13 protein-coding genes are annotated in these 12,509 nt (G+C 69.8%); 11 read left to right on the top strand and 2 right to left on the bottom strand.

The window, feature by feature from the left end; genetic code table 11:
• Positions 1-3 precede the first annotated feature (3 nt).
• Positions 4-426: an ATP-binding protein gene (locus IG99_RS28480; RefSeq protein WP_037678679.1), complete on the bottom strand. Its 423-nt coding sequence runs from the start codon at positions 424-426 to the stop codon at positions 4-6.
• Between the two features lie 151 nt (positions 427-577).
• On the opposite strand from IG99_RS28480, the gene IG99_RS28475 reads away from it, so the two are divergent.
• The 11 genes from IG99_RS28475 to IG99_RS28425 all read left to right on the top strand — a co-directional run bounded on the left by IG99_RS28475 (position 578) and on the right by IG99_RS28425 (position 11,755).
• Positions 578-1,423 carry a helix-turn-helix domain-containing protein gene (locus tag IG99_RS28475; RefSeq protein ID WP_037678676.1) on the top strand — a complete coding sequence of 282 codons (846 nt, stop codon included), beginning with the start codon at positions 578-580 and terminating at the stop codon, positions 1,421-1,423.
• Positions 1,424-1,434: 11 nt separating this feature from the next.
• Positions 1,435-1,620 (top strand): DUF397 domain-containing protein, encoded by a 186-nt coding sequence (locus tag IG99_RS28470; protein WP_037678673.1) that lies wholly within the window; start codon positions 1,435-1,437, stop codon positions 1,618-1,620.
• Positions 1,613-1,858 (top strand): DUF397 domain-containing protein, encoded by a 246-nt coding sequence (locus IG99_RS28465; RefSeq protein ID WP_037678669.1) that lies wholly within the window; start codon positions 1,613-1,615, stop codon positions 1,856-1,858. Before IG99_RS28470 ends, IG99_RS28465 begins: the two co-directional genes overlap by 8 nt.
• Positions 1,859-2,004: 146 nt before the next feature.
• Positions 2,005-2,547 carry a hypothetical protein gene (locus IG99_RS28460; protein WP_051865986.1) on the top strand — a complete coding sequence of 181 codons (543 nt, stop codon included), beginning with the start codon at positions 2,005-2,007 and terminating at the stop codon, positions 2,545-2,547.
• A 306-nt stretch (positions 2,548-2,853) separates the two neighbouring features.
• Positions 2,854-4,185 carry a S53 family peptidase gene (locus IG99_RS28455; RefSeq protein ID WP_037678666.1) on the top strand — a complete coding sequence of 444 codons (1,332 nt, stop codon included), beginning with the start codon at positions 2,854-2,856 and terminating at the stop codon, positions 4,183-4,185.
• A 382-nt stretch (positions 4,186-4,567) separates the two neighbouring features.
• Positions 4,568-4,876 carry a hypothetical protein gene (locus tag IG99_RS28450; RefSeq protein WP_003991275.1) on the top strand — a complete coding sequence of 103 codons (309 nt, stop codon included), beginning with the start codon at positions 4,568-4,570 and terminating at the stop codon, positions 4,874-4,876.
• A gap of 159 nt (positions 4,877-5,035) precedes the next feature.
• Entirely contained in the window at positions 5,036-5,908 is an 873-nt protein-coding gene (locus tag IG99_RS28445; protein ID WP_037678661.1) for a hypothetical protein, read from the top strand.
• Entirely contained in the window at positions 5,898-7,250 is a 1,353-nt protein-coding gene (locus IG99_RS28440; RefSeq protein WP_037678658.1) for a hypothetical protein, read from the top strand. The genes IG99_RS28445 and IG99_RS28440 overlap by 11 nt, the downstream gene beginning before the upstream one ends.
• Positions 7,247-8,806 (top strand): SCO6880 family protein, encoded by a 1,560-nt coding sequence (locus IG99_RS28435; protein WP_037678655.1) that lies wholly within the window; start codon positions 7,247-7,249, stop codon positions 8,804-8,806. Before IG99_RS28440 ends, IG99_RS28435 begins: the two co-directional genes overlap by 4 nt.
• A gap of 8 nt (positions 8,807-8,814) precedes the next feature.
• Positions 8,815-10,239, top strand: a complete 1,425-nt coding sequence (locus IG99_RS28430) for an ATP-binding protein (RefSeq protein ID WP_037678652.1) — start codon at positions 8,815-8,817, stop codon at positions 10,237-10,239.
• Between the two features lies 1 nt (position 10,240).
• Positions 10,241-11,755 carry a type IV secretory system conjugative DNA transfer family protein gene (locus tag IG99_RS28425; protein ID WP_037678649.1) on the top strand — a complete coding sequence of 505 codons (1,515 nt, stop codon included), beginning with the start codon at positions 10,241-10,243 and terminating at the stop codon, positions 11,753-11,755.
• Between the two features lie 28 nt (positions 11,756-11,783).
• Here IG99_RS28425 and IG99_RS28420 read toward each other — a convergent pair whose 3' ends face one another.
• Positions 11,784-12,347: a GNAT family N-acetyltransferase gene (locus IG99_RS28420; protein WP_037678646.1), complete on the bottom strand. Its 564-nt coding sequence runs from the start codon at positions 12,345-12,347 to the stop codon at positions 11,784-11,786.
• Positions 12,348-12,509: the final 162 nt, after the last annotated feature.

Below are 12,509 nucleotides of genomic sequence, written 5' to 3'. Positions count from 1 at the left end.
CGGTCAGCTCAGCCTCCCCAGTCGACACTCGGCCCACAACACCTTCCCCGCACCGACGGCCGTAGCACCCCATCTGTCAGCGCAGACCCGCACGAGGTGCAGCCCGCGCCCGCTCTCGGCGTCAGCGTCCGGTGGTACGACGCCGTCGGCGGGGGTGAAACCGGGCGGCACGCGGGGATCGCCGTCCCACACCCCCACCCGTAGCCCACCGCAGTCCGTGGACCGCAACCGCAGGGCGTACGGGCCGCTGGTGTGCAGGTGGGCGTTGGCGAGGAGCTCGGCGGCGAGCAGCTCCGCGGTGGGTGTGAGTTCAGCGAGTTCATGGGCGGTGAGGACGGTACGGAGGGTGGCACGGGCGACGCCGGGCGCGCGCAGGTCGTGCGGAAGTTGGAGGGTGTAGGTCCACGGCGGGGATACGGTGGGCATGGAAGTGTCCGATCACTGTGCGGAGTTGAGGGAGTGCGGATGGTGGTGACCCAGCCCGTAAGGTAGATGCGCGGAGTTTATATATTCACTGTTTTCTGCGGATAGCGTTCACTACCACTCGTGTGAGTGACACCAAGGAGGCGGCAAGCCCGTGCGGAACCCGACGGGGCGCCAGCTGCGTTTTGGCGCGGAGCTGCGGAAACTTCGCGAACGCGCCGGCCTCACCGCCACCGAGGCCGGTCAACTCATGGGCATCAAGCAGGCGCAGGTCAGCAACATGGAAGCGGGCCGGGTGGGTGTCAGCGCCGAGCGCGTGCGCACCTTGGCCTGCCATTACGACTGCTCGGACGAGGTCCTCGTCGAGGCGATCGCCGACATGACCGGCGACCGCAAGCGCGGTTGGTGGGAGGAGTACCGCGAGGTGCTCTCCCACCCACTGCTCGACCTGGCGGAACTGGAACACCACGCCCGGTCCTTGCGCGACTCCACCACGGCGCGCATCCCCGGCCTGTTGCAGACGCGTGAATACGCACTGGAAATCTTCCGTCAGGCAGTCACCGAGCTTTCGCCGCCCGACATCGAGCACCGCTTGTCGTTCCGCATCAAGCGGCAGGCGGTCCTCTTCCGCGAGGACGATCCGACGCCGTACGAGGCGATCATCCACGAGGCCGCCCTCCGCATGAGGGTCGGTGGGTCCACCGTTGCCCGAAAGCAGTTGCGGCACCTGCTCGACATGAGCGAGCGAGACCACGTCACCCTGCGTGCCATCACCTTCGACGCCGGCGCCTACCCGGGGTCCGGGCAGTCGATCCACTATGCGCAGGGCCCGGTACCCCAGTTGGACACGGTCTATCTCGACCAGGCCCACGGCCTCGCCTTCCTCGACGCGGAGGCCCAGTTGCACACGTACCGCACCCTCTTCGACCGGATCGAGTCCGTCGCGCTCGCCCCGGCGGAGACCCGAGACCTCATCCACACCGTGTTGCGAGAGCTGTGAAGGGAATGCCCATGAACGCACGCTGGCAGAAGTCGTCGCACTGCTCCGAAGGTGCCTCCTGCGTCCACATAGCCACCGGCCCCAATCGAATCCACCTCACCGAGTCCGGCGACCCGACGGAGTCGATCCTCACCGCCACCCCCACCGCCTTCGCCTCCCTCCTCCTCATCCTCAAGAAGGACTCCCCCCGTGCCTGACATCCCCTCCGACCTCACCTGGGAACGCGCCGCCCCGCCGGAGGCGACCGGGCCGGGCCCCTGGATCGAGATCGCGTTCGGCGAGGGGGACGACCCGGAGACGCCGGTGTACATCCGGGAGACCAGCGACCCCGGGAACGTCGTCACGACGAACCGCCGTAAGTGGGACGCCTTCGTGCTCGGCGTACAGGCGGGCGAGTTCGACCACTTCGTGGAGGGCGTCGAGCCGGCGCCGTAAGCGGGTCTCCACCCATCGGTGGACACAAGCCGCAGGCACCTCCCCCGTTCGGCATCCGGCGTTCGTGCGACGGCCGGACGCCGGACCGGGGCCGCTCCCGACAGCATCAGGGCATCGACAGATCCCCGATCCGAGGAGCGAGCCGCATGCTTACCCTCCAGCAGGCCACCCCCACCCGACTCCACCACACCCCCACCGAAGTCCCCGGGGTCCCCGCCTGGGCACGCCGCGCCGCCCGCGCCGTCGTCTGGGCGTCCCTGCCGTCCGGCCTGTGGCGCCTGGCGGTCGTGCTGGGCGTCCCGCTGGGGCTGGGCCGGTCGGAGTACGACGCGATGCTCGTCCCCGGCTGGGGCCTGCTGCTCCTGCCCCTGCTGTCCCTGGCCCAGGAGGGTCTCGCGTGGCTGACGCTGGGTCTGGTACGGCCCTGGGGTGAGGTATGGCCCCGCCGGCTGCCGTTCCTCGGCGGCCGCCGCGTCCCGGTGCTCGCGGCGGTCGTCCCGGCCGCGTTCGGCGCCCTCGCCTGCACGACCTACGGCGTGTTACTCGTCTGGACGATGCTGCACAGCGAGATGGACGTCACGCCCTGGGGCCAGTGGCTCGTCAACGCCACCTACATCCCCCTGGTCGCCTGGGGCCCCCTGCTCGGCGCGGTGACCGTCCACTACTACCGCCGCCGCACCCGGGGCTGACCCCGCAGGCCCTCCGCAGGCCCTCCGCAGGCCCTCCGCAGGCCCTCCGGGAACCCGCACCGACCCTGTGTGTCCCCTGTGCTCCGGGTCAAGCCCCGCCCATCCCCGAGCCATCCCCCTGCCATTGCTCAGTAAGCCCCCAACCCCCTTCAGTAAGGCGGAAGTCAGGATTCCAGAACCCTTCTTGTTGTCACGTACTCAACAAGCCACAGTCGTCGGCGGGCCGCCGCCCGCCGCCGGGGACCACGTACCGGTGGCCATCCCCACCCGCACTGCCCCTGTCAACCACTCCCAGGAGGCTGTACGTTGCGTACGACACCCCCCAACTCCCCCACCCCCTCCGGCAGACGGCTGCACCTCGGACGGATCGGCTCCGCCCTCCTCGGCACCGCCACCCTCGTACTCGCCGGACTCGGCACCGCGGCCCACGCGAACGCGGCCCCCGCCACCCCCAGCACCTCCTCCAAGGTGACCTGGACGGCCACCCCCTGCGCCGCGCCCAAACACAAGGGCGACCTCACCTGCAACTCCCTGCGCGTCACCGGCGGCATCACCGCCTTCCAGAAGCACCTCGCCCAGACCGACGGCATCACCCCCAAGGCCGCCGACGCCTCCACCCCCTCCGGCTACGGCCCCTCCGACCTCCAGCGCGCCTACGGCCTGACCAGCGCCGCCGCGAGCAACGGCGCCGGCAGGACCATCGCGATCGTCGACGCCTACGACGACCCGAACGCCGCCGCCGACCTCGCGAAGTACCGCTCGTACTACGGCCTGCCCTCCTGCACCACCTCCAACGGCTGCTTCAAGAAGGTCAGCCAGACCGGCTCCACGACCTCCCTGCCCTCCGCCGACAGCGGCTGGGCCGAGGAGGAGTCCCTCGACCTCGACATGGCCAGCGCCGTCTGCCCGCAGTGCAGCATCCTGCTGGTCGAGGCCAAGTCCGCCTCCATGGCGAACCTCGGCACCGCGGTGAACGAGGCGGTCAAGCTGGGCGCCAAGTACGTCTCCAACAGCTACGGCGGCGGCGAGTCCTCGTCGGACGCCACCTACGACTCCTCGTACTTCAACCACCCCGGCGTCGCCATCACCGTCAGCGCCGGCGACGAGGGCTACGGCGCCGAGTACCCGGCCGCCTCCAAGTACGTCACCGCGGTCGGCGGCACCGCCCTGAAGACGTCCTCCACGACCCGCGGCTGGACCGAGTCCGTCTGGAACACCTCCAGCACCGAGGGCACCGGCTCGGGCTGCTCCGCCTACGACGCCAAGCCGACCTGGCAGACCGACACCGGCTGCTCCAAGCGCGCCATCGCCGACACCTCTGCCGTGGCCGACCCCGCGACCGGCGTCTCCGTCTACGACTCCTACGGCGTCACCGCCGGCTGGTACACCTTCGGCGGAACCAGCGCCTCCTCCCCCATCATCGCCGGCGTCTACGCCCTCGCCGGCACCCCCGGCAGCAGCGACTACCCGTCCAAGTACATCTACAACGCGGCCGGCACCTCGGCCCTCAACGACGTGACCAGCGGAAGCAACGGCACCTGCAGCTCCACCGCGAGCTACCTGTGCACCGCGAAGTCCGGCTACGACGGCCCCACCGGCTGGGGCACCCCGGAGGGCACGGCCGCCTTCACCGGCTGATCCTCCGTCACACTGATCTTTCATCACACAGCGCGTCGGCGCGGGGTCGTGGGGGCCCCGCGCCCGGCCAGGGGACGAACGGGCCGCGGCAACCAGCCGCGGCCCGTTCGCGCGCCATGAGAACATCAGCCTGAAAAAGGGGTCAACGACAGAACCACACCCCGGGTTCCGATCCGGCCTCGTTGCCCGGCGTTACCCGCCGTGATACACAGAGTGACCATACGATTCATGTCCACCACCCAGGTGGCAAGCTATTCGTACGAAACCCGCCAATCAATGACGCCAAGTCGACATGCGACAGCGACATTGTCGGCGACAATGAGCCTGACCTCTGCGCACCGCAGGGGACTGCGGAACAACCCACACAGGGGCGGTGACTTACATGCTGTTTGCGGCCGACAAGGGAGACATCAACACCATCATCGGCGGGATCGCTCCGGACTGGGGCCCCTTCGGCAGCCTGGGCAACGAGGCGAAGGTGATGATCGAGGTCGTGATGGCGGTCGCCATCCTGCTCTGCCTCGGTATCGCCATCTGGGGTGCGGCGAAGCAACGCATCGGCGCGACGGCCCTGAGGGACACCTTCAGCGCGGAACAGGGCAAGGGCCTCATCATCGCCGGCCTGACGGGCGTCTTCATCATCGGCTCCCTAGGCACGCTGTTCACGATCGTGTACGGCATGGCGGTCTAACCACCCCCGACCCCTCCGTCCTCTCCGGGCGCGCCCGGCCCCCTTCTGAGGTTGCGTTTCCCTGATGTCGAGTCACCACACCGCGCCCGCGCGGGAACCAGCAAGGCTACCGTCGTACTTCTACGCTTTTCAGTACGACGGCGAAGGGGCGTACGCGGCATGAGTCCCGGGGACGAGCAGGGCTACGGCGATCCGGCGCGCACCGACGACGGCGGGTACGGCTACGGGGGCGGCGGTTACGGCGGCAGCGGCCACACCCGCACCCGCCTACCCGACGCCGACCCCTACGGCGGTGCCCGCCGCCCCGGCCGCTCCTCCTCCCGCAGCCTGGTCACCGTGGTAGCGGTCGTCGTCCTCCTCATCGCCGCGATCGCCTTCGCGAACCGTGGAGGCGGCGATTCCGATTCCGCGTCAGGTACCACTGGCAACAAGCCGGAGGCAGCCTCCACAGCGGCCAGCGGGACGGATCCGGTAGGGAAGAAGAAGGCCGGCATTCCGACCGGGTACGCCCGCGACACGCAGGGAGCGCAGAGTGCCGCGGCCAACTATTCCGTCGCGTTGGGATCGGCCGAGATGTTCAACGAGGCCAGACGACACGAGATCGTGGACACCGTCTACGCCCCCGAAGTCGCCGCCGCTCGCCAGCACGACCTGGACACCGCCTACTCCAGCGAGAAGTTCCTGACCAACATCGGCCTCACCAAGGACGGCACGGCGCCGACAGGCCAAACCTTCATCTCCCGGGTCATCCCGGTGGGCACCAAGGCCACCGTGTCCAGCGCGAACAACGCCACCGTCGAAGTCTGGTACACGTCGCTCTTCGGCCTGTCCGGCGAGGCCTCGACCAACCCTGTGTCGGAGAGCTGGTACACGACCACGTACCAGCTGAAGTGGGTCAGCAACGACTGGAAGATCACCGACTTCCAGCAGAAGGACGGCCCGGTGCCCGTCGGGCGCGACCAGAGGGCCTCCACCGCCGACGACATGACGAAGGCCGTCGAGGAGTACGGAGGGTTCACCTATGCGCGCTAGCCACCGCTTCCTCAAGGTCACAGCCGCTGTCGCCGCTGTTCAAGCGACCACGGTCCTGCTGGCCACCCGCGCCCTAGCCGCGCCCAATCCCAGTCCCACCCCCTCGGCCACCGGCGCACCCTCACCCTCACCGTCGCCCTCCGCCAGCGACACCTGCGCACTCATCCGCGGCGCAGCCCAGAAATACTGCGAACGCGGCAACAAGCGCTCCGGCATCACCCGCACCCCCGTCACCGACACCCTCGACCCCCTCTCCTCCCTCGCGAAGGGCTGCGCCGAAGCCGCCGCCTGGACCATCGACAAGCTGAGCGACGCGGTGAAGGACACGGCGAACGTCGACTTCACCAACCAGAAGTTCCTCCAGCAGTACGCCGTCGTCTTCGCCGCGTCGACGATCCTCACGCTCCTGCTCTGGCTCCTGGCCGTCGCCAAGCGAGCCGTGAGGGGCGTCCCCCTGTCCACCGCCATCTCGGAAGCGATCGGCTTCCTGTGGCTGACGGTCCTGGCCTCCGCCTTCACCCCCCTGATCCTCTACACCGTCGTCTCGGCCACCGACGGCGTCACCGACGTCCTCGCGAAAACGACAGGCGACCAGGCAGACACCTTCTTCGGCACGTTCTCCGGCGCCCTCGCCAAGGGCCAGGACATCGGCGGCGGCCCCATCATGCTGATCGTCGTCTCGCTCGTGTCGATCCTCGCCGCCGGCGTCCTCTGGCTCGAGCTCGTCGTCCGCGCCGCCCTGCTCTACGTCGGCGCCCTCCTCGGCACCGTCGTGTACGCGGGCCTCGTCGACAAGAACCTGTGGGGCCACGTCCGCCGCTGGGCCGGCATCATGATCGCCGTCATCCTGGTCAAGCCGGTCATCGTGATCGTCCTCGGCCTCGCCGGAGCCCTCTCCGCCGACGACGGCCCCGACGCGTTCTCCGCCGTCGTCTCCGGCCTCGCCATCATCCTGCTCGCCATCTTCGCCAGCGCGATGATCTACCGCTTCGTCCCCGGCTTCGGCGACGAGATCGCCCACTCCCGCAACAACCGCATCATGCAGGGCGCGGAAGGCAAGGCCGCCGCCGTCATCAGCTCCCCCGCGACCCTCGTCGCCCAGGGCATCAAGACGCACAGCACCCGCGCCGACAGCAACAGCGGCGGGTCCGCCTCCAGCGGACCCCGCCCGTCCAACCCCGCCTCCGGCGGCGTCGCCGCCCACAGCACCCGCACCTCCAACGGTGGCGGCGGAACTGTCCCCTCCGCCGCGCCCCCGCCCCGCTCCAACACCGTCAACACACCCCATGCCAGCAACACCCGCAACAGCAGTACCAACCGCACGGGAGGTGAAGGGCGTTGACGACCGAGTCCCACGTGTCCCATCCGGTCACGCCCCGCCGTACGTATCTGATCGGCCGCGCCCGGCCGAACGCGATCGTCGGCCGGAATCGTGAAACCGGCGAGATCGCGCTCATCATCGGCGGCGCGTTCCTCGGCATGATGTGCGGGCTCCTCGTCCCCGTCCTCTCCCTGCGCATCGTGCTGTTGACGGGCTTTCCGCTGCTCGCGCTGGGCGCGGTGTACGTGCCGTACAAGCACCGCACGTTCTACAAGTGGTTCGAGATCAACCGCAGCTACAAGCGCACGCTCAAGCAGGGCACCACGTACCGCTCCTCCGCCATGGAGGCCGGCACCCACCTCGACGGCCGCGAGATCGAGGTCGGCCCGCCCCCCGGCATCGGCCGCATCAACTGGCTGGCCGCACCCTTCGGCCCCGACGAGATCGCCGTCCTGCTGCATGCCGACCGCCGTACGGTCACCGCTGCCATCGAGATCGAGGGCCCCGGCGTCGGCCTGCGCGACAGCGAGGACCAGGAGGCCCTCGTCGACCGCTTCGGCACGCTGCTCAAGCACGTGGCCAACGGCGACGGCTTCGTCACCCGCCTGCAGATGCTCGCCCGCACCCTCCCCGCCGACCCCGACGCACACGCCAAGGACGTCGCCCAGCGCGGTGACGACAAGGCGCTGCCGTGGCTGCAGCAGTCGTACGACCAGTTGCAGTCGATGGTGTCGACGAGCAGCGAGCAGCACCGCGCCTACCTCGTCGCCTGCATGCACTACACCCGCGAGCTCGCCGCCGAGGCACACGCCATGGCCCGCGCGGCACGGCCCCAGAACGGCCGCAAGCTGGACCGGGACGCCGGTCTCGCCGTCGTCATGGCCCGCGAGCTCACCGACATCTGCTCGCGCCTCCAGGAGGCCGACATCCGGGTCCGCCAGCCGCTGGGCCAGGGCCGGCTCGCGTCCCTGATCCACTCGATGTACGACCCGGACCACCCCATCGACCACATCCAGGCGATGACCAAGCGCAACGCCTGGCCGGCCGAGCTCGACGCCGTGGAACCCACCTTCCTCCAGGCCAAGACCCGCGAATCGTCCACGCGTCAGCCCTGGTGCCACGCCACCGCCTGGGTGAAGGAATGGCCGATGACACCCGTAGGGGTGAACTTCCTCGCTCCGCTCCTGGTCCACACCCCGGACGTCATCCGAACGGTCGCCGTGACGATGGATCTCGAGCCCACCGAGGTAGCCATCGAACGCATGCTGACCGAGAAGACCAACGACGAGGCCGAGGCCTCCCGAGCCGCCAAGATGAACCGCACCGTCGACCCCCGCGACATCGCCGCCCACAACCGTCTCGACCAGCGCGGCGAGGACCTCGCCAGCGGGGCCGCGGGCGTCAACCTGGTCGGCTACATCACCGTGTCCTCCCGCTCCCCCGAGGCGCTGGCCCGCGACAAGCGGACCATAAGGGCCTCGGCCGGCAAGTCGTACCTCAAGCTGGAGTGGTGCGACCGCGAGCACCACCGCGCCTTCGTGAACACCCTCCCGTTCGCCACCGGCATCCGAAGGTAGGGCTTTCCATGCGGGACCCGCTGTCCGTCCTGACCGACGCCTTCACGTCCTTCCTCTTCGGGAAGGTCGAGACGACCCGCCTCCCGGTGCGCACCTCCACGGGCCAGGCCCAGGCCGTCTACCTCCCCACCGCCGCCCCCGGCCTCGGCGACTCCGGCGTGATCATCGGCCGCGAGGTCTACTCCGGCAAGGGCTACATCTACGACCCCTTCCAGCTCTACGGCCAGCAACTCCCGGCCCCCCACTGGCTGGTCCTGGGCGAGTCCGGCAACGGCAAGTCGGCCCTGGAGAAGACCTACGTCCTACGGCAACTGCGCTTCCGCGACCGCCAGGTCGTCGTCCTGGACGCCCAGGGCGAGGACGGCGCCGGCGAGTGGAACCTCATCGCGCAGGAGCTGGGGATAACCCCCATCCGGCTCGACCCGATGGCGGCCCTGGACCAGGGCATCCGCCTCAACCCCCTGGACCCGGCGATCACCACGACGGGCCAGCTGGCGCTGCTCCGGACCATCATCGAGGTCGCGATGGGCCACGGCCTGGACGAACGCTCGGGCTTCGCCCTCAAGGTCGCCCACGCCTACGTCAACGAGACGATCGTCGAACGCCAGCCGGTCCTCTCCGACATCGTCGAGCAGCTACGGCACCCCGAGCCCGAGTCGGCCGAGGCCATGAACGTCGCCACAGACGACGTACGGGCGTGGGGTCTGGACGTGGCACTGGTCCTCGACCGCCTCGTCGACGGTGACCTGCGGGGCATGTTCGACGGCCCGACGACGGTCGGCATCGACCTGGACGCCCCGCTGATCGTCTTCGACCTGTCCCACATCGACCGCAACTCCATCGCCATGCCCATCCTCATGGCCATCGTCGGCGTGTGGCTGGAGCACACCTGGATCCGCCCCGACCGGAAGAAGCGCATCTTCCTGGTCGAGGAGGCCTGGCACATCATCAACAGCCCCTTCGTGGCCCAGCTGTTCCAGCGCCTGCTGAAGTTCGGCCGCCGGCTCGGACTGTCCTTCGTCGCGGTCGTCCACCACCTGTCGGACGTCGTGGACGGAGCGGCGGCGAAGGAGGCGGCCGCGATCCTCAAGATGGCGTCCACCCGGACGATCTACGCCCAGAAGGCCGACGAGGCGAGGGCGACGGGCCGGGTCCTGGGCTTGCCCCGCTGGGCGGTGGAGATCATCCCCACCCTCACTCCCGGCATCGCCGTCTGGGACGTCAACGGCAACGTCCAGGTGGTCAAACACCTGGTCACCGAGACGGAACGCCCCCTGGTCTTCACCGACCGCGCGATGACCCAGTCCTCCGCCGACCTCAGCGCCGAGGACGCCCTCCAAGCGGCCGAGCGGGAGGCGGAGGAACGGGCGGCGGCCTTCATGGAACAGCACATCGGCGACCTGGACGGGTCGTCCGAGTCGACGGTGGCATGAGATGAGACGAGACGACCGGCAGCAGCAGGGAGGCATCCCCGACGGCCTGCTGATGGGCATACTCGGATTCCTCCTCGGCATGACCCTGCTGGTGTGGACGGCCACGGGCCTGGCAGGCATCTTCACCCACGGCTCCTGGCCGGCCGGCGTCACCTTCACCCGAACGCCCCTGGCCATGCGCCACCTCATCGGCCGCCCCCACGACATCACCGGCGCCTGGCCCGACGCCCCACCCACCCAACTCTCCGGCTACGGCCTCTTCTGGGGCCTCCTCATCGGCCAGCTCATGGTGCTGGTCGTCCTCACCATCTTCACCATGGGCACCCTGGCCCGCTGGCGCGCGGTAAGGGCGAGACAACGCGCGGACCGGGCAACGGCCGCCGAACGGCCAACGGGCGCGACGCCCCCTCCGGAGACCCCGGCCCGCCCGACCCACCCCACACCGCCGACGGTCCAGCACGACGTACCAACACCCGGCCACCACGACGTACCGACCCCCGGCCAGCACGAGGTCCCGTCCCCCAGACCGACACCGGACCCCACGCCCGAGCCACAGCCGTTCACCTCTCAGCTGACCGAACGGGTGGATGGGTGGGAAAAAATCCTCGTAGCCCCGAGGGAAAGCCGCTACACCACCGCAGCCCGGGCCGTACGCGACGCGGCAGGCCCCGCCCTCGTCGTCACCTCGAACCCCGCCCTCTGGCAGGACACCAAGGACGCCCGCAGCAAACTGGGCCCCGTCCTCCTCTACGACCCCACCCACCTCTGCGACACCCCGGCCCGCCTCCACTGGTCCCCCACCACGGGCTGCGAGGACAAGCACACGGCCGTACAGCGAGCAGCGGCGCTGCTGACCCCCGTCCGCCCCACCGCCCGCCTCGACCAGGCCGTCAGCGACACCGCCGAGCTGCTCCTCCGCAGCTACCTCCACGCCGCCGCCATCGACGGCCGCACCATCCGCCACGTGCACCGCTGGTCCCAAGGCACCCAGATCCAGGACGCCGTACGCACCCTGCGGACCAACCCCAAGGCCGCCCCCGGCGCGGCCGGCGAACTCGAAGCGGCACTCACCGCCCACCCCGAACGCCGGGACATGGCGCACGAGTTGACGGCCCGCGCACTGTCCGCCCTGTCCACGGTGAACATCCGGGAAGCCTGTACCCCCAACAGAACTGACGCCCTCTCACTGGATTCCTTCCAGCACGAAGGGGGCACGCTTTATGTGGTCGGTGAATCCATCGAGGACCCGAGGACGAACCCCGGCGCGATGCCGCTCCTCACGGCCCTCGTCTCCAGCGTGGTCGAGCGCGGCCGGCGCATGGCCGAACGGTCATCCTCCGGTCGCCTCGACCCACCACTGACCCTCGTCCTGGACGACGTCGCCGCCGTGGCTCCACTTCCCCAGCTCCCGGAGCTGCTGGCCACCGGGGCGGACCGGGGTCTCCCGGCCCTGGCCCTGCTCCGGTCCCGCGAACAGGGCCGCGCCCGCTGGCCACACGACGAACTCCCGGTGTAGCCGCCGAGCCCTTCGACCGGCGGAGCCGTCAGGCCCTCTCCAGCACGAACTCCAACTCGCACTCCTCGTCCCCGTCCGCCAGCGGCACCACGACCCCGCTCGGCACGAATCCCGCCTTGCGGTAGAAGCCCTGAGCCCGCCCATTGTCCTCGTGCACGATGAGCCGCACCCGCTGCGCCCCACGCTCCCAAGCCCATTCCACCCCCGCGGTGAACAGCGCCTCCGTCAGCCCGCTCCCGCGGTGCTCGGGCCGCACGTACACCCCCACGACATGCCCCTGCCGCCGCTCGACCGGGAACCCGGCCCAGTCGGTGGTCCCCGGCTCCTCCATCAGCACGGTCAGCGTCCCGGCCCACGCCCCGTCCGCCCCCTCCGCGACGAACTGCCTCGCACCGACCGCCTCCCCACCACTCCCGGCAGCCCGATCCCGCCAGAAGGAGTCCGGCCGCGCCGCGGCCTCCTCGTACGTGTCCAGATAGGCGATCGGCGCCACAGGATCCCGCAGCGCGAGCAACCGCAACTCCTTCACGGCCGCCCACTCCTCGGCCCGTACGGAACGGACGACATGCCCCTGCGCGCTCACGGTGCTCATGACAGCCACCGTAGTACCCGGCTACGACCCCCTCACCCGATATAGCGCCACCGCCATGCCCGTTAAACGCAGAAAACCCCCGCACCGTGAGGTGCGGGGGTTTTCCCAAAAATTGTTCGGCGGCGTCCTACTCTCCCACAGGGTCCCCCCTGCAGTACCATC

The sequence above is a fragment of the Streptomyces griseus subsp. griseus genome, assembly GCF_000720255.1.
Taxonomy (GTDB): Bacteria; Actinomycetota; Actinomycetes; order Streptomycetales; family Streptomycetaceae; genus Streptomyces; species Streptomyces griseus_I.
This window is presented reverse-complemented; position numbering and strand designations above follow the sequence as displayed.